Origin of the sequence: Bradyrhizobium sp. S3.3.6 (assembly GCF_040546905.1) — a bacterium.
GTDB lineage: Bacteria > Pseudomonadota > Alphaproteobacteria > Rhizobiales > Xanthobacteraceae > Bradyrhizobium > Bradyrhizobium cytisi.
Genome location: NZ_JBEPOT010000018.1, coordinates 96,680 through 113,241, shown reverse-complemented (window position 1 = coordinate 113,241; position 16,562 = coordinate 96,680). Strand labels below are relative to the sequence as shown.

Sequence of the window (16,562 nt, the reverse complement as noted above, 5' to 3'; positions counted from 1 at the left end):
TTCGCGGTGGTCGCAAGCGAGGTGAAGTCCCTGGCGAGTCAAACCGCCAAGGCTACCGACGAGATTTCCTCGCACATCACGGGCATGCAGGGCGCGACCGCCGAATCGGTTGCCGCGATCAAGGAGATCGGCGCGACCATCGGCAAGATCTCGTCGATCTCGACCTCGATTGCCAGCGCGGTGGAAGAGCAGGGCGCCGCGACCCAGGAGATCGCCCGCAGTGTCCAGACCGTCGCCCAGGGCACCCAGACCGCCGCGACCGATATCGGCCAGGTCAATCGCGGCGCCGCCGAAACCGGCTCGGCCTCGGAAGAGGTGCTGAACTCGGCCAAGACGCTGTCGAGCGAAAGCACCCGGCTGCGCGCCGAGCTCGACCGGTTCATGGCGAATATCCGGGCGGCGTAAGGATCACTCCTTCCCAAACGCCCGCTTCAGCTCCACCTTCGCTTTCTCCAACCGCTCGCGCTGCGTCTTTGGCAACGTCTTGCCGGCGCGGTTGATATAGAACGTCAGCATCGACAGCGCAGAGCGATAGGCACCGGTCTTGCGGCGGGCGCTGTGTTCGGCAGAGCGCTTCAGTGAGGCCGCGATCCGCTTCGGGCTCGTGAGCGTGAACACGCCGCGCTTGAGGTCGAGTGCGTCGCTCTCCTTTGTGACGCGCTGCGACCAGCGTTTTGGCGCGGCACGCTTTGTGCCCTTGCGCGCGGTGTTGCGCCTCGCGCTGGTCTTCCTGTGTGCTGCAGTTTTGCGCGAATGTGTCGTCTTTCTGACATGAGCCATGCGTCAACTCCTTGCGGCTCCAGCAGAAACGGCCGGCATCGGGCGACGTTCCTAAGGGAACCTGCTCTTGCCGCAGACGTTGTCGCAGGTGGCAGGCGGAATGCCGCACCTCCCGTGACCCAGCAACCCGATGGAATTGCAGCAGAGCCCAGCGCCGAATGATGGACCTGCAGTCTCGACGGCGGCCGTTACCGATCGCATTGTCGAGACCAGCATTCCCGCGCGGCTCGATGCGCTGCCCTGGAGCGGCTTTCACACCCGTGTGGTGCTGGCGCTCGGGATCACCTGGATTCTAGACGGGCTCGAGGTGACGTTGGCCGGCGCGCTCTCAGGTGCGCTGAAGCAGAGCCCGACGCTGCACTTCTCCAACCTCGATCTTGGTTTTGCCAACTCGGCTTATCTTGCAGGCGCTGTGCTCGGTGCGATCGGCTTCGGCTGGCTGACCGACCGCATCGGCCGTAAAAAACTGTTCTTCATCACGCTTGCGCTCTACCTCTCCGCGACGGCCGCGACCGCGCTGTCGTGGGATATCGCGAGCTATGCGCTATTCCGCTTCCTGACCGGCGCCGGCATCGGCGGCGAATATACGGCGATCAACTCGACCATCCAGGAACTGGTGCCGGCGCGCTACCGCGGCTGGACTGATTTGGTCATCAACGGCAGCTTCTGGATCGGCGCGGCGATGGGCGCGGTCGCAGCCATCGTGCTGCTCGACCCCTCGCTGGTCGGGCCCGATCTCGGCTGGCGTCTTGCCTATCTCATCGGCGCGACCATCGGTCTCGTCGTGCTGTTGATGCGGATGTGGATCCCGGAAAGCCCGCGCTGGCTGATGATCCATGGCCGCCCGGATCAGGCCCACAAGATCGTCGACGGCATCGAGCGTTCGGTGACCGGGCATGATCAGGATCCAAGCGGTCGACGCTTCGCCAAGGTGCGCCTGAAGATGCGCGATCACACCCCGATCAGGGAAGTCGTGCACACGCTGTTCTCTGTCTATCGCCAGCGCGCGCTGGTCGGCCTCGTGCTGATGGTCGCGCAGGCTTTCTTCTACAACGCGATCTTCTTCACCTTTGCGCTGGTGCTGACCGATTTCTACGGCATCAGCGCCGATCATGTCGGCTGGTACCTGCTGCCGTTCGCGGCCGGAAACTTCCTTGGTCCGCTGATGCTCGGCCGCCTGTTCGATACGCTAGGCCGCCGCACCATGATCATGTTCACCTATGGCGTCTCGGGCCTGCTGCTGGCGGTGTCAGGTTATCTGTTCTCGATCGGTGCGCTGAGCGCGCAGGGGCAGACCATTGCCTGGATGGTGATCTTCTTCTTTGCCTCGCCTGCGGCGAGCGCCGCCTATCTCACTGTGAGCGAGACCTTTCCGCTCGAAGTTCGCGCGCTGGCGATTGCAGTGTTCTATGCGGTGGGCACGGGCATCGGCGGCGTCGTAGGCCCGGCGCTGTTCGGCGCCCTGATCGACACGGGATCACGCAACAGCGTGTTCGCCGGCTATTTGCTGGGGGCTGCCCTGATGATCGCGGCTGCGATCGTGGCATGGCGCTACGCCGTCTCCGCGGAGCGCAAATCGCTCGAACAAATCGCGCGGCCGCTTGCCTTTATGGAGTAGACTTATGACATCGGAACTTGCTGAATTGGATCAGAAGCACGCCATGCCCGACGAAGAAGCGCCCGACGCCGTCCCGGTGCCGCATGCACTCGTCCCGCATCTCAACGAGACCGCGATCCTGCTCGACATCGACGGCACGCTGCTCGATTTGATGCCGACGCCGCGCGAGGTGTGGGTGCCGCCGGGCCTCTCGGAGACGCTGAACCGGCTGACGGAGCGCACCTCGGGCGCGCTGGCAATGGTGAGCGGCCGCTCGCTCAACGACATCGACCTGATCTTTGCGCCCGATGTGTTTCGCGCCGTCGCCGGTCACGGTGCGGAGATGCGGCTGTCGGTGGACAATGAAGCCGACGACGTGCACGCACCCCCGATGGACAAGGAGCTGAAGCGGCGGCTGGCCGCGATCGCAAAGCTCAGTCCCGGCATTCTGCTCGAGGACAAGGGCTATTCGCTGGCGCTGCATTACCGGCTTGCGCCGCATGCCGAGAAGGCGATCTATGAAGCCGTCTCGCTGATCCGGGCCGATCTGCCCAATGCGCCGATCGAGGTGCTGCCCGGCAAGTTCGTTTGCGAGATCAAGCATCCCGGTTTCACCAAGGCAACCGGCGTGCGCGAGCTGATGAAGCACGAGCCCTTCAACGGACGCCGCCCGATCTTCATCGGCGACGACGTCACCGATGAAACCGTGTTCGCGATCATGCCCGACATGAACGGGCTCTCCTTCTCGGTCGGCCGCCGCGCCATCGGCGTCAACGGTCACTTCGATGCGCCGAACGATGTGCGTGCGTTCCTCGCGCACCTGCTCGACGACACAAGGTTGGAATAAGGCACGGTCATCGCAGAGCCACATTGTAACGCGCAGTTCCTTCGCGCGCCTAACTTATGTTGCGTGAATTTCACGCCAAGGCTCCCCTTTTCCGAACGAAATCCCCGGGTTCCCTCAGGGAAACTGGTTCCAACGCGCGCGCCTGACTTTGGTTTCATTTCGCAGAAATGATGACAGGAACCATATTGATGAACGGCAGTTAAACGGGGTGGAATGAACAGGAGGGGACGACCTGTGAATTTAGTCGTCATTTCGAATCGAGTTGCGCGCGGGAAACCCAACGAGCCCATGACGGGCGGCCTCGCTGCGGCATTGCTTCCGGTCGTGGAGCATTCGGGTGCCATCTGGGTGGGTTCCTCCGGTCGCGTACGTGACGGCCATCAGAAGGAGCCTTTCGCCGAGATCGAGGCGCTGGGCTCCGGCGCGATTGCGACGCTGGATCTGCCGGCAGCGCATTATGGCGGCTACTATGAAGGCTTTGCCAACTCGGCGCTGTGGCCGGCGCTGCATTCGCGCAGCGATTTGATCCGCGTCTCGCGCGAGGACTATGTCAGCTATCGCGAGGTCAACGCGTTCATGGCGCGTGCCTTGATGCGCTTCCGCAAGGCACAGACTGCGTTCTGGGTGCAGGATTATCATTTCCTCGCGCTCGGCGCGGAGCTGCGCGATCTCGGCGTCGATGACCCCATCGGCTTCTTCCTGCACACTCCCTGGCCGGTGGCTGCGGTGATGCAGGGCGTGCCAAATCATCGCGAGCTGATCACGGCGATGCTGGCTTACGATCTGCTCGGTTTCCAGACCGACGAGGATTGTCAGAATTTTCTCGGTTATGTCGGCGGCGAGCTCGGCCTCACGGTCGATGATGGCGTCGTCATTTCCCAGCACGGTCGCACGCGCTGTGAAGTGTTTCCGATCGGCATCGATGCGGAAAAATTCGCGCAATACGCCGCGAAGTCGGTGTCTCATCCGGATGTGTCGCGGCTGCGCCGCAGCCTCAATGGCGAGCGGCTCGCGATCGGCGTCGACCGGCTCGATTACTCCAAGGGCCTCGTCAATCGCATCACCGCGTTCGACCGGCTCTGGACCGAGCATCCGCAGTTCGCGCGCAGCATTTCGCTGCTGCAGATCGCCAACCCGTCGCGGGGCGCGATCGAAGCGTATGGCAATCTGCAGAACGACGTCGCGCGCCTCGTCACCGACGTCAACGGCCGCCATGGCGAGGTCGACTGGACGCCGATCCGCTATCTCAACAAGGGTTTTAGCCAGACCGTGCTGGCAGGCCTTTATCGCACTGCGCAGGTTGGCGTGGTGACGCCGCTGCATGACGGCATGAACCTTGTCGCCAAGGAATATGTCGCCGCGCAAAACCCGGCCGATCCCGGCGTGCTGGTGCTGTCAAAGTTCGCCGGTGCTGCCAACGAGCTGGAGACGGCGCTGCTGGTCAACCCGCACGACATCGACGGCATGGCCCGTGCCATCGCGGTCGCTGCCGCGATGCCGCTCACCGAGCGCAAGATGCGCTGGGACGCGATGATGAAGACGTTGCGCGGCCACACCATCCAGCAATGGTCGTCGGATTTCGTCGCCGAGCTGGAGAAGTGCCGTACCGAGAAGGTCGCGGCCGCCCCGCTCGCCGCGCAACCGCCGCAGGCGCTTCGCTGGTTGAAGTCGGCGATATCGGGTGTGCGGTTGATCTAACTCGCGCCCCATTCTTATGGGGAGAGGCGAGCGTCAATAGCAATACGACACGCCATCCAGAATCGCACACTGCCGCTTGCTCGGCGCGTTCGGATCGTCCATTGGCACCACGCCCTTGCCCTGGCCGACGAACACGCCGGGTCCGACATGCACCGAGCTTTTGTTGCCGATGATCACGCTCTGGTGCGGGGTCGAGCTGGAGCGGGTCCCGTCCGGCCAGAGGATGGCATCGCCCGAAAGCACCCCGCGCCGCCCATCGTCGCAGGTCACATCGACGCCCTGCCGGATGCAGGCCTGCGCGTTGGCTGACGCGGTAAAGGCGGCGCCAAGGGCCAAAACAAGGGCCGAAATCAGGCTTGGCGCGGTGATGGTTTTGCAGATGGCCATGGCGTCCCCGTCGTGTTTGGCGTCGTTGAATGAATCGTCGCGCCAAACCCGCGACTGGTTCAGCCATAGGCAAGTTCCGGCGGTCTCGTGGCGCGAGATATTCCGCTGTAAATACAATATGTTGCGGAAAATCCGACCGTTTTACCTGCGATCCCTTGCAAAATCACCGGCGTCCCTTCAAGAGAAGGCGCTCCGGAGAGATGGCCGAGTGGCTTAAGGCGCACGCTTGGAAAGCGTGTGTGCGGGAAACCGTACCGTGGGTTCGAATCCCACTCTCTCCGCCATTCCACGATTCTGTAAGCCAAGCTACGATCTTCTACGATCCTAACAGCGCGGTTGAGCGCCTATCAGGCCGTGTCGGCGATCTCCTGGATCGCTCCCCCCGCGATAGGCTTCCTGTGGCTGCTAACGGGTGCGGTCGAACCCCTCATTGCCAGCGCGGAAAGATCACGCTGGCGTTGATGCCCCCGAAGCCGAATCCGTTGGAGACCGCATGCTCCATCGTCATGCGCCTGGCATCGCCGGGATCGCTTCCGCTCTTCCGGCCGCGCCGAGCAGATGACCGGTTGCCGATTTGGTGGCGCTCACATGGTTGCTTTCGATCATGCGCTCATTCTGTCGCCAATACAGCGCGAGCCAGCTCCGACGGATTCTCGACCGCGGAGAAATGGCCGGTGTTCTTGGGCGTCACCATCTGCGAGGCTGGAATCGGCGACCGGGTGCGTTGGCGTTCATTGGGCCGAGACCAATCGCTATCGCCATAAACGAGCGTCACGGGTGCCGAGATGTGCCGATAGTAGTCGCGGGCCTTGCTCCAGGAGCGCCAACCCGCCAGCACCTTGCGTGCGACCCGCTTGTATCCCGCGTCGAAGCTCGCGCTCGGATCAATTTGGTGAGTGGCCGTGGCCCGGGAGGTCAATGGAGTACACCGTATGTATGAGAAGCAGCGGAGGCCCGCTGCCGGTCTTTTGGAAACGTACGCTTAGCTTGTCCGATATCTTCAGCAAGCTTGGCTTGGCTTCGGTCGGGCTGAGCATTCGATCTCTCCGTGTTTCGAGGAGCGTGCTTTCAGGCGGCAGCGGCGTCGCGAACCTGTTCGGCCGCAGCATCCAAAAGCGCCTGAGCCAGATCAGGGTCGTTGACGACGCGCGAGAGCGTCACCGCGCCAACCATCGTCGCGAGAATGGCCATCGCTTTGCCGCGGGAGGTCTCGTCGCCGGTCCCGGCGACGAAACGGCTGAGCACGTCGAGATGCGCCTTGATCCCGGCCTCGAATGCCGCCTTGACGTCGGGGCCCTGTCGGGCGGCATCTGAGCCGAGTGCCACGATCGGGCAGCCGTCCATCTTCTCTTCGCGATGGTCGCCACTGAGGTAAAACCCGATCACTGCGCTAAGCGGATCATCAGGATTTTGAGCGGCTGCGTCCGACCATCGGCCGGTCGCGCTCTCCAATGCCCGCCTGGACGCCTCGACCGCCAGATCCTCTTTCGACGCGAACTGCTTGTAGAAGGCGCCTTGGGTTAGGCCGGCCCCCTCCATCAGATCCTTGAGCCCGATGCCATCGAAGCCGCGCTCCCTGAAGAGGCGACTTGCCACATTGATCACGGTTTGGCGGTTCTCCGCGGCCTGAACGCGACTTACTCGCATCGGCATCCTCCGAAGTTAGATTGTGCTCGAACTCTAATAGGCTAAATAGCGGCTGAACGCAATCTAACAAGAATCATCTCCCCTTCTTCTTTTAGATTGCATTCGAACTCTAAGCGAGATATAGAGTGCAAACGAAATCTAAATTTGGGAGACTGAGATGAAGATGCGGGGTTTTGCGGTCTTGGCCGGTATTTTGATCCCGGCGGGGGTGGCCACGTTCGTTAGTCTTGGCATCTTCGCCCCAGAAGCCTCCGCCGTGGGCGACCCGAGGCAGGAACCGCCGATGGTCAGCTTGGTCACGGCCGCACGGGTGAGCGGATCCGAGCGCGGGTTTACGGGCACTATCGGCGCGAGAGTGGAAAGCAATCTCGGCTTTCGCGTCGCAGGCAAGATCGTTGAGCGGCTGGTGAATGTCGGTGAGCAGGTCAAAGCCGGGCAGTCGCTGATGCGGATCGACGAAACCGACCTGCGCCTCGCGGTCGCAGCGAAGCGCAACGCCGTCGCCGCCGCGCGTGCAAGTGTCGTTCAGACCGAAGCCGATGAGCGGCGATACGCCAACCTGGTGAACGACGGATGGACTTCCAAACAGCGCTATGAGCAGGCGAAGGCCGCGTCGGATACTGCCAGTGCGCAACTCGCCGCGGCCGAAGCCGACGCTCGCGTCGCCGAGAACCAGGCGACCTATTCCGTCCTGCTGGCCGATGCGGACGGAACGGTTACCCAAACGCTTGGCGAGCCGGGACAAGTGGTCTCCGCCGGCCAAGCGGTCGTTCGGCTGGCACAGTCCGGTCCTCGCGAAGCTGTGGTGGCGCTTCCCGAAACGATCCGACCCGCGATCGGCTCGCTCGCCGAGGCGAGCCTGTATGGGAGCGATGGACGCCGCTATACCGCGCATCTCCGGCAGTTGTCGGATTCCGCCGATCCCCAGACCCGCACCTATGAGGCCCGCTACGTGCTTGATGGTGAGGCCGCGGCGGCACCGCTTGGCGCGACGGTCACCATTCGGCTCGCAAGCCAGGAGAGTCAGCCGGAAGTCCAGGTGCCGCTGGGAGCCCTGCTCGATGACGGCAGAAAGACCGGCGTCTGGGTCTTCGACAACGCTACCTCGACCGTTCACTTTCGGTCCATCAAGCTTGTGCGTGTGACCAGCGAAGCCGCCGTGATCTCCGGGCTGAGCTCTGGTGATCCCATTGTTTCGCTGGGCGCTCATCTCCTGCAGGACGGCGCTCACGTCAGGACCGCCTCTGAAAGCCGGAGCAACTGAAGCGTCTCAATCTTTCCGCGCTGGCCGTTGGAGAAGCCACATGCTGTACAGCTACATCGTCGAGCAAGAAATCCGAAAGACCTTCGACCACGTCAACAACCATCGCTGGGATGAAGCGGTGAAAGCAGTCGCGCCGCATGTCCATCACCGCGTTTCCGGCGCCCACGCCCTTGGCGGCGAGCGCCACGACAAACAGGCTGTGCGCCGCTGGTTTGAGCGGCTCGGACGCGTCCTGCCCACTCTCCATCTCACGGTCAACAATGTCTGGGTGAAGGGCTGGCCCTGGAACACCACTGTCTTTGTCGAGTGGGACGGCACCGCAACGCTGCTCGACGGCGACGCCTCGTACGTCAACCGCGGTCTCCACGTATTCACTCTGCGGTGGGGCAGAGTCCATGCACTCGAGGAATTTCAAGATTCACAGCAAGCCGCTCGTGGGCTTGGCGTCCAAGCGGCAGCTGGCCTCACAGAGGCTGTCGCCGAACCAATTGTGAGTTAGCAGATGAACCTCAATCTTTCCGCGATCGCTGTTCGCGAACGGGCCGTCACCCTGTTCTTCATCCTCCTGCTGGCGGCCGCGGGCGCCTACGCCTTCTTCATGCTCGGGCGGGCGGAGGACCCCTCCTTCACCATCAAGACCCTGACGGTCACCACCGTGTGGCCGGGCGCGACAGCACGCGAGATGCAGGACCAGGTCGCCGAACCCTTGGAGAAGCGGATTCAGGAACTGACCTGGTACGACCGGGTGGAGACGACGACGCGGCCCGGCTATGCGTACATGACGGTTACGCTGAAGGACAGCACGCCGCCATCGAGCGTGCAGGAGGAATTCTACCAGGCCCGCAAGAAGCTTGGGGACGAAGCGCGCAAGCTGCCCCCTGGCGTGCTCGGCCCCTTCGTCAACGACGAATATTCGGACGTGAGCTTCGCCCTCTATGCCCTCAAGGCCAACGGCATGCCGATGCGCGAACTCGCCAGGCAAGCCGAGACCATTCGCCAGGATCTCCTGCATGTACCCGGCGTCAAGAAGATCAACATCCTCGGGGAACGCCCCGAGCAGATATTCATCGAGTTTTCCTATGCCAAACTGACAACCCTCGGCGTATCGGCACCGGACATTGTTGCCGCCTTGCAGCGGCAGAACACGGTCACACCGGCAGGCTCGATCGACACCAAGGGGCCGCAGGTCTTCATCCGGGTCGATGGTGCTTACGACAGCGTTCAGGCGATCGCCGACACGCCGATCGTCGCTGCCGGGCGAACGCTGAAGCTTTCCGACATTGCCGAGGTCCGCCGCGGCTACGAGGATCCACCCACCTACATCATCCGACACCAGGGTGAGCCCACAATCATGCTCGCGGCCGTTATGCAGGAGGGCTGGAATGGTCTCGCGCTCGGCACGGCACTAGAGGAGCGGTCCGCAGCTATCGCTCGGACACTGCCACTCGGGATGAGCCTGGCCAAGGTCAGCGATCAGGCCGTCAACATCACCTCGGCGGTTGACGAGTTCATGATGAAGTTCGCGATGGCACTCGGCGTGGTGCTGCTGGTCAGCCTGCTCAGCCTCGGCTGGCGCGTCGGCATCGTTGTCGCGGCTGCCGTCCCCCTGACGCTCGCCGTCGTGTTCCTCATCATGCTGGAGACCGGCCGGTTCTTCGACCGCATCACGCTCGGCGCCCTGATCCTGGCGCTTGGTCTTCTCGTCGACGATGCCATCATCGCAATCGAGGTGATGGTGGTGAAAATGGAAGAGGGCATGGACCGCATCTCGGCGGCGGCCTATGCGTGGAGCCACACTGCGGCGCCGATGCTGTCGGGCACACTCGTGACGATCGCCGGCTTCCTGCCCGTGGGCTTCGCCCGCTCGACGGCCGGCGAATACGCCGGCAACATCTTCTGGGTCGTGGGGTTCGCTCTCGTCGTCTCCTGGATCGTCGCGGTGGTCTTCACGCCCTATCTGGGCGTCAAGATGTTGCCCGCGATCAAACCGATCGAAGGTGGTCACCACGCGATCTACGGTACGCCGAACTATCGGCGCCTGCGCGCGCTCATTACCTTCGCCGTGCGCCACAAGTTCGTTACCTGCGGCATCGTCGCCATCGCTTTCGCGCTTTCCGTCGTCGGCATGGGTGGAGTCAAGCAGCAGTTCTTCCCGACGTCCGACCGCCCCGAAGTGCTGGTGGAGGTTCGCCTGCCGGAAGGCACCAGCATCGAGACGACAACCGCCACGGTCGAGAAAGTCGAACACTGGCTGCAGGACCAGCCGGCGGCCAAGATCGTCACGAGCTATGTCGGTCAGGGCGCTCCCCGCTTCTTCTTCGCGATGGCGCCGGAGCTGCCTGATCCGGCCTTCGCCAAGATCGTCGTGCTGACGCCGGACGCGGAGGCGCGCGAGGCTTTGAAGCATCGGCTCCGACAGGCGGTGTCACAGGGCCTTGCACCTGAGGCCAATGTACGCGTCACCCAGCTCGTGTTCGGACCCTATACGCCTTTCCCTGTGGAGTTTCGGGTCATGGGTCCCGACCCCGCCCAATTATACGCGGTTTCTCAAAGGGCCCTCGAGGTCATGCGCGGCGTTCCCGACGTGCGGCAGGCGAATCGCGACTGGGGTGATCGTACGCCCGTGCTCCGTTTCATCCCGGATCAGGATCGATTGAACCTCATCGGCCTTTCGCCAGCCGAAGTGGGCCGGCAGCTCCAGTTCCTCCTCACCGGCATCACGGTTACGCAGGTCCGCGAGGACATCCGCAATGTCCCCATCGTGGCGCGCAGCGCCGGCGGTGAGCGACTGGATCCGGCGCGCCTGGCGGATTTTTCGTTGACGAGCCGGGACGGCCGATCAATTCCGCTCGATCAGGTCGGCCATTCGGAAGTCCGATTTGAAGAGCCGATTCTGAAGCGCCGCGATCGCATCCCTGTCGTCACGATACGCTCGGACATCAATGAGGCGACCCAACCTCCGGAGGTCTCTAAGGAGATCAAGATCGCCCTTCAGCCGCTGATCGCATCCCTGCCGGCCGGCTATCGTATCGAGTTGGGCGGATCGATCGAGGAGGCAACCAAGGCCAACGACGCGCTGGCGACGATCTTTCCCGCCATGATCGCTGCCATGCTGATCGTCATCATGCTGCAGGTGCGATCCTTCTCGACGATGGCCATGGTCGTGCTGACGGGACCGCTTGGCCTCGTTGGTGTCGTGCCGATGCTGCTGACCTTTCACCAGCCCTTCGGATTCAATGCGATTCTGGGCCTGATTGGACTGGCGGGCATCCTGATGCGCAACACCCTGATCTTGACCGAACAGATCAAGGAGAACCTTGCCGCCGGACTTGATGACTATCACGCCGTTATCGAGGCAACGGTGCAGCGCACGAGGCCTGTGATCCTGACCGCACTTGCTGCCGTGCTAGCGTTCATCCCCCTCACGCATTCCGTTTTCTGGGGGTCGATGGCCTATACGCTGATCGGCGGCACCGCAGTCGGAACGGTGTTGATCCTGCTGTTCCTCCCCGCGCTTTACGCTGCCTGGTTTCGGATCAAGCCCACCGCAGATGATATGCACGAGGTCTCGCGCGAGGAGCCGGAATTGCGACCAGCAATGGCTGCCGAATAAGGCTCCGTTACTCCAATGGATCGTCCGGTCCGAACGGGAAAAGAGTCCGACGAGGCCCGCGCGCGGATACTGGGAGCGGCGGAGGAGCGCTTTCGCCGCGTCGGTCATCACAGGACGTCGGTGGCCGACATCGCCGCTGAACTCGGCATGAGCCCGGCCAATATCTACCGTTTCTTTCCTTCCAGGAATGCAATCAACGAGTCCGTCTGCGGGCGTCTCATGAACGAGGTTGCCGACATCGCTTTCGCGATCGCACGCACCAACGCGCCGGCCGGGGAGAAACTCGACCAGCTTCTGACCGCCGTTCACCACCACAACAAGATGATGCTGGTCGGGGCACGGCCCATGCACGAGTTGATCGTCGCTGCCACGCAGGGAAACTGGCCAATCATCAAGGCGCATATCGAGCGGATGCTGACGATTTCTGAGGCGATCATACGCGAAGGCACCGAAGCGGGCGAGTTCGACGTCGAGGATGCCGTGCAAGCGGCGCGGGCGGTTAGATCCGCGTTCACGCCATTCTTTCATCCAATTCTGATCGAGCACTGCGTTCAGCACGACGGAACCGAAGCACGTCTGCGCGACCAGATACGCTTTATCCTGAAAGCTCTCGGCAAGACCGGTTAGCCAGTTTCCTATTTCCAGCCTACACCGAGGCCTGAGGTGCAGCGGGCAGCTGGTTAGTGGTAGCGAGGACCGTAGGTGCCCACGCGCCGAGATAACAAACAGCCCGTACATCGACGCGGATCGACTGCCACTCTCTTTACACGATCACAAAGTTCGATGCGTGCAACTGGCTGATCGCGGTGTCGATGAAATCGAGAGACCCTGCGTTAGGAGCACTGCCCAGGGCAAGCTGGGTCCCGCCATGTCCGTCGCTCTTTAGCGCGCTCATGATGTCGGCGACGGAGTGGTAATTGCCTGCGCCGTTTCCAAGGTCGATGACGCCGAGCGGGTCATTACCAAATCCGGAGATCGTATCGATTTGGCTGCTGGAGTTGACAGAGACGGTCAGACCCGTGCCGTGATCGTTGATGTCGACATGGGCCGGGCCATTGATGATCGCCTGATTGCCGAACCCGACAAAGTTGAACTGGTCCGATCCGCCATTGACGGTAATGACGTCCAGGCCAATCTGGTTTGTCACACTTGCCGTGGACCCGTTGAGCGCCACGTGATTGGCGACTCCGCCAAGTGTGATTGTATCGTGGCCCGCGCCAGCAACGACGTTATCCGCTCCGTTGCCGGCTATGATCGTGTTCGTTCCGGAACCGACGGTGATCTGGTTGACCATCCCGCCGAGATTCACGGTGTTGTCGCCATCACCGAGCGTGACGCTGTTGGCGCCGCCTCCGCCCGTGACGAGATCGTTGCCATTTCCAAGCATGACCGTGTTGCCAAATCCGGAGAGCGTCACTTGGTCGTTGCCGTTGCCAGCCGTCGTTAGGCTGGTGCCGTCACCGGGATGGACAAGATTATCGCCGTTGCCCAGCGCGATGATGTTCCCGTAGCCGCTGGCGTCGATGGTGTCGTTGCCATGACCGAGCGTAATCATGGTGGCGCCTGTCGATCCCGTCACCGTGATATTGCCGTCGCCACCGGTTACGCGGTTGCCGAACCCCTCCAGGTGGACGGTGCTGTCGCCGCTCGGCACGTCAACCGTGCCGTATAGTCCGGCGTAGATCGTGTCGTTCCCGCCATTGCCGTGGATAATATTGAACATACCATAGGCGTGGATGATGTCGTTGCCCGTCGTGCCCTGAATGGTCGCATAACCGGATGCGGGACCGTTGACCGTCGTGGGACCGGCTTGATGTGTGTCGATGACGGAGGTGTGGGCGTCGCTGACGGTCAAGCCCACGCTGCTCGTGTCGCTCAGCGTGAATATGGTCGTTGCGCTGCCGTCTCCGTGCGGCGAGGACACAAAGGTGAGCGCGTGCAGTTCGGCGGTCAGCTTGTCAGCGCTGGTCGCTGCAAGCTCGTAGATTCCATTTCCAAGCGAGGTCAATCCTGTCCCGGACAGAATGCCGGCCGCGCCCGCGAGGGTGATGAGGAGGCTATCCGTTGCTCCCGCGTTTGGATCTGTGATCGTTACGGTCGCGAATGGATTGATCGCAGCTTCGTTGCTGGTCGCTTGTCCCGATACGACTCCAGCGATGGAGGGCAGCGCTGCGGCCGTCAGCAGAATGCCGCCGGAGCCGTCTTTCGTGATGCCGAAACGCGTAACCGACGTATCCGCCAGTGAGAAGGTCTCGCTGGCCGCACCGTTGCTGACCGTGAGCTTCGAGTCGGATACAGTCGCCGTCGCGCCGCTGGAATAGGACAGACCGGAAAGATCGATCTGGTCGCCCAGCGAGACGCCCTTGATCTGGCTTGCAAAGGTCGATGGGCCCGAAACCAGCTTCTGCTCAATCTTGAATGTGCCTTGGCCGGAGAAGGTGATCGCGTCGTCCGACATCGCGCCCGCCTTGAGATCGAGCGTGCCGCCGGCGATCGTGGTCGCGCCGACAACGCCACCCAATTCGACGAGTTCCGCGGCGCCACGATAAATTGTCGACGCGTTCGCAGTGCCTTGATCCAGCACATCAAGCATGCCGCCGTTCAAAGTCGTGGAAGTGACGATGCCGCCGTCCGAGACGGAGATGCTTCCTGAATTGAGCATCGTTCCGCTCGCTGTGCTGGCGTCGACCGCCGGTGCGCTTGGGTCGCTCGTGGGGTCTGCAATCGACCCCGAAACCGTCATCACACCGCCATTGATAGTGGCGTTCTTGGCGATCCCCGCCCCGGACAGGTGCAATTGGCCGCCGCTGCCGACGACAGCTGAATCGACTTCACTTCTGATGACGAAGGCGTATTGGCCCCCGGGAGAATGATAGACGGTTTCTCCCGAAGCATTGACGATGCCGCCTGATTTGACAATTGTGCCGCTGGCAATGCCCCCATTGGTGAGATTCTGGACGCCGCCGGCATTGACGGTCGTTGACGTAACGATGCCAGTATCGACATCTTGCGCGCCGCCATTGTTGACGGTCGTATGATCGGCCCGCCCTGGACCCGGCTCATCGTGTATATAGAGGCCGGTTACACGCTGAATGCCGCCCATGTTGATCGTGGTGTAACTCGCGGTGGAGATAAGTCCAACATCCTGTTCGCCGCCATTGATAACGGTGTTGCTGGCGGTGCCTCCTTCGCCGTAGTTACCTAAGATTTCCTTGCCGCCCGCTGATATCGTCGTGTTCGTGGCTGTGCCGAACACCTCAAAGAGTATGCCGTTCGACACGGTGAAGCCGTTTTCCGTGTAGCCATAGTCGATAATAAACGTTGCGCCACTCTGGAAGGTGGTATTGGACAGCGTCGCGCCGGCTTCAGCGATAAGCGTTCCGCCTGCGGAGATACTACTGTTATTGAGGACACCGCCGTCCAAAACCGCTAGCGTCACGCTCTTCGCGACCGTAAATCCGTTCTCGATCGTGCCGTCGCCGATCTCGAGAGTGCTGCCGGCGTTGAAGACTGTCCCCGAAAAATTGGCGTTACCAAGCACGATTAAAGCGCCGTACTGATTGACGGTCGTGTTGGTCGCGGTTGCGCCGGCGGACAGTTGCATCGTTCCGTAATTGATTATCGTGCCGGTCGCTGTGCCACCTGCATCCACATTCAGCCTGCCGAAGTTTTGGAGGGTGGTCCCGGATACCAACGCTCCGTTCGATACCGTCAGGATTCCAAAACTTTCGACGGTGGTGCCGGTCGCCATGCTGGCGTCGACGGCGGGCTGGCCCGGGACGTTGGCGAACGGATCCGGTATCGATCCCGAGACGGTCATGGCGCCGCCGTTGACGATGGTGTTCACTGCAGTCCCGCCGCCAGTGACGTCGAATTCACCCTGATAGTTGATGGTTGCCGCGGTCGCCACGCTTTGGATAACCGGCGGCGGATACACCGGCGCCGTTTCCACGGTTTCACCTGAAACTTTGAGAACACCGCCGGAATTGACGATCGTGCCGCTGGCGCTGCCGCCGTTCGTCACGTTCTGGACGCCGCCGGAATTGACAGTCGTCGCGGTTGCGCTGCCCGTGTCGATGTCCTGCTCGCCGCCGTCATTGATCGTGGTGTGATCAACCTCGCCGGGAGTTGGACCTTCATGGACAAATTCGCCAGTTACGCGCTGGATTCCGCCCTGGTTGATGGTCGTGTAGCTGGCGACGCCGTCGAAGATAACGTCCTGTTCTCCGCCATCGATGACAGTGTGGGTTGCCGTGCTCGTTGAGAAAGATCCGCCGACAGTCTGCAAGCCGCCAGTTTGGATCGTCGTGTTATCGACGGAAGCGCCGCCACTGACATCCATCGTGTCGCCATTGTGGATGGTAATGCCACTGGCGGGAGGAATAACCGTCATATGAATGCTCCGCGTTCGGTGCTTGGAAAATCAAACGAGCAAAGCAAAATCATGCGAGGGCTATTCAACCTAAAACTGCGATGGCTGAAAATGTCTGTCAAGCAGTTGCTGTCTCTGAACGAAATGTTGAACGGATGCTCGCACGATTTCTGCTGCCGAAATCGTGACCTGCATATGCGTGCATATTGCTGGATCAGTTTATCGACAGCATGACGAAAATTGCGGCGGCCACCCGTTCTCGAGTGTCTGCGCGAAACTTTTGCGGCACATGGTGGGGTATGGAAAGTTCCATCGTCGTTTCGTGGCCCGGCGAAGGTCCGAGCCCGGTTCCCCCTC

At 61.9% G+C, this 16,562-nt stretch carries 13 protein-coding genes, 1 tRNA gene and 1 pseudogene; 9 read left to right on the top strand and 6 right to left on the bottom strand.

The window, feature by feature from the left end; all coding sequences use genetic code 11:
• Window positions 1-405, top strand: a 405-nt coding sequence (locus ABID59_RS35225) for a methyl-accepting chemotaxis protein (protein ID WP_354086410.1), incomplete at its 5' end; no start/stop codon positions are given.
• Window positions 406-408: 3 nt separating this feature from the next.
• Here the strand turns inward: ABID59_RS35225 and ABID59_RS35220 are convergent.
• Window positions 409-780, bottom strand: a complete 372-nt coding sequence (locus tag ABID59_RS35220) for a DUF3175 domain-containing protein (protein ID WP_354086409.1) — start codon at window positions 778-780, stop codon at window positions 409-411.
• Window positions 781-910: 130 nt separating this feature from the next.
• Here ABID59_RS35220 and ABID59_RS35215 point away from each other — a divergent pair, with 130 nt between their 5' ends.
• The 3 genes from ABID59_RS35215 to ABID59_RS35205 all read left to right on the top strand — a co-directional run bounded on the left by ABID59_RS35215 (window position 911) and on the right by ABID59_RS35205 (window position 4,922).
• A complete protein-coding gene (locus ABID59_RS35215) occupies window positions 911-2,398 on the top strand; it encodes an MFS transporter (protein WP_354086408.1) in 1,488 nt (495 codons plus the stop codon).
• 4 nt (window positions 2,399-2,402) lie between these two features.
• Window positions 2,403-3,224 carry a trehalose-phosphatase gene (otsB, locus tag ABID59_RS35210; RefSeq protein WP_148755848.1) on the top strand — a complete coding sequence of 274 codons (822 nt, stop codon included), beginning with the start codon at window positions 2,403-2,405 and terminating at the stop codon, window positions 3,222-3,224.
• A gap of 234 nt (window positions 3,225-3,458) precedes the next feature.
• Window positions 3,459-4,922: a trehalose-6-phosphate synthase gene (locus ABID59_RS35205; RefSeq protein ID WP_187435406.1), complete on the top strand. Its 1,464-nt coding sequence runs from the start codon at window positions 3,459-3,461 to the stop codon at window positions 4,920-4,922.
• 33 nt (window positions 4,923-4,955) lie between these two features.
• Here ABID59_RS35205 and ABID59_RS35200 read toward each other — a convergent pair whose 3' ends face one another.
• Window positions 4,956-5,309: a hypothetical protein gene (locus ABID59_RS35200; protein ID WP_354086407.1), complete on the bottom strand. Its 354-nt coding sequence runs from the start codon at window positions 5,307-5,309 to the stop codon at window positions 4,956-4,958.
• A 194-nt stretch (window positions 5,310-5,503) separates the two neighbouring features.
• On the opposite strand from ABID59_RS35200, the gene ABID59_RS35195 reads away from it, so the two are divergent.
• Window positions 5,504-5,593 (top strand) — tRNA-Ser (locus tag ABID59_RS35195).
• 143 nt (window positions 5,594-5,736) lie between these two features.
• Here the strand turns inward: ABID59_RS35195 and ABID59_RS35190 are convergent.
• From ABID59_RS35190 to ABID59_RS35180, 3 genes and pseudogenes are all read right to left on the bottom strand, one after another.
• Window positions 5,737-5,897: pseudogene (locus tag ABID59_RS35190) on the bottom strand (beta-ketoacyl-ACP synthase II); the annotation flags it as partial.
• 22 nt (window positions 5,898-5,919) lie between these two features.
• Complete coding sequence (locus ABID59_RS35185; RefSeq protein WP_246230415.1) at window positions 5,920-6,228, bottom strand: alpha/beta fold hydrolase; 309 nt, start codon at window positions 6,226-6,228, stop codon at window positions 5,920-5,922.
• 149 nt (window positions 6,229-6,377) lie between these two features.
• Window positions 6,378-6,956 (bottom strand): TetR/AcrR family transcriptional regulator, encoded by a 579-nt coding sequence (locus tag ABID59_RS35180; RefSeq protein WP_148755841.1) that lies wholly within the window; start codon window positions 6,954-6,956, stop codon window positions 6,378-6,380.
• A 157-nt stretch (window positions 6,957-7,113) separates the two neighbouring features.
• On the opposite strand from ABID59_RS35180, the gene ABID59_RS35175 reads away from it, so the two are divergent.
• From ABID59_RS35175 to ABID59_RS35160, 4 genes are read left to right on the top strand one after another with little or no spacing between them, the layout of a single operon-like run.
• Window positions 7,114-8,220 (top strand): efflux RND transporter periplasmic adaptor subunit, encoded by a 1,107-nt coding sequence (locus ABID59_RS35175; protein ID WP_148755840.1) that lies wholly within the window; start codon window positions 7,114-7,116, stop codon window positions 8,218-8,220.
• A 40-nt stretch (window positions 8,221-8,260) separates the two neighbouring features.
• On the top strand, window positions 8,261-8,719 hold the full coding sequence (locus tag ABID59_RS35170) for a nuclear transport factor 2 family protein (protein WP_148741716.1): 459 nt from the start codon (window positions 8,261-8,263) through the stop codon (window positions 8,717-8,719).
• 3 nt (window positions 8,720-8,722) lie between these two features.
• A complete protein-coding gene (locus ABID59_RS35165) occupies window positions 8,723-11,833 on the top strand; it encodes an efflux RND transporter permease subunit (RefSeq protein ID WP_148755839.1) in 3,111 nt (1,036 codons plus the stop codon).
• A 15-nt stretch (window positions 11,834-11,848) separates the two neighbouring features.
• On the top strand, window positions 11,849-12,460 hold the full coding sequence (locus ABID59_RS35160) for a TetR/AcrR family transcriptional regulator (RefSeq protein WP_148755838.1): 612 nt from the start codon (window positions 11,849-11,851) through the stop codon (window positions 12,458-12,460).
• Between the two features lie 136 nt (window positions 12,461-12,596).
• Here ABID59_RS35160 and ABID59_RS35155 read toward each other — a convergent pair whose 3' ends face one another.
• Window positions 12,597-16,226, bottom strand: coding sequence for a hypothetical protein (locus tag ABID59_RS35155; protein ID WP_354086406.1), 3,630 nt, complete (start codon window positions 16,224-16,226; stop codon window positions 12,597-12,599).
• Window positions 16,227-16,562 lie beyond the last annotated feature (336 nt).

Coding starts and splice junctions, on each gene's coding strand:
- ABID59_RS35220 (WP_354086409.1), bottom strand. CDS start 780: ATGGCTCATGTCAGAAAGACGACACATTCGCGCAAAACTGCAGCACAC.
- ABID59_RS35215 (WP_354086408.1), top strand. CDS start 911: ATGGAATTGCAGCAGAGCCCAGCGCCGAATGATGGACCTGCAGTCTCG.
- otsB (WP_148755848.1), top strand. CDS start 2,403: ATGACATCGGAACTTGCTGAATTGGATCAGAAGCACGCCATGCCCGAC.
- ABID59_RS35200 (WP_354086407.1), bottom strand. CDS start 5,309: ATGGCCATCTGCAAAACCATCACCGCGCCAAGCCTGATTTCGGCCCTT.
- ABID59_RS35180 (WP_148755841.1), bottom strand. CDS start 6,956: ATGCGAGTAAGTCGCGTTCAGGCCGCGGAGAACCGCCAAACCGTGATC.
- ABID59_RS35175 (WP_148755840.1), top strand. CDS start 7,114: ATGAAGATGCGGGGTTTTGCGGTCTTGGCCGGTATTTTGATCCCGGCG.
- ABID59_RS35170 (WP_148741716.1), top strand. CDS start 8,261: ATGCTGTACAGCTACATCGTCGAGCAAGAAATCCGAAAGACCTTCGAC.
- ABID59_RS35165 (WP_148755839.1), top strand. CDS start 8,723: ATGAACCTCAATCTTTCCGCGATCGCTGTTCGCGAACGGGCCGTCACC.
- ABID59_RS35160 (WP_148755838.1), top strand. CDS start 11,849: ATGGATCGTCCGGTCCGAACGGGAAAAGAGTCCGACGAGGCCCGCGCG.
- ABID59_RS35155 (WP_354086406.1), bottom strand. CDS start 16,226: ATGACGGTTATTCCTCCCGCCAGTGGCATTACCATCCACAATGGCGAC.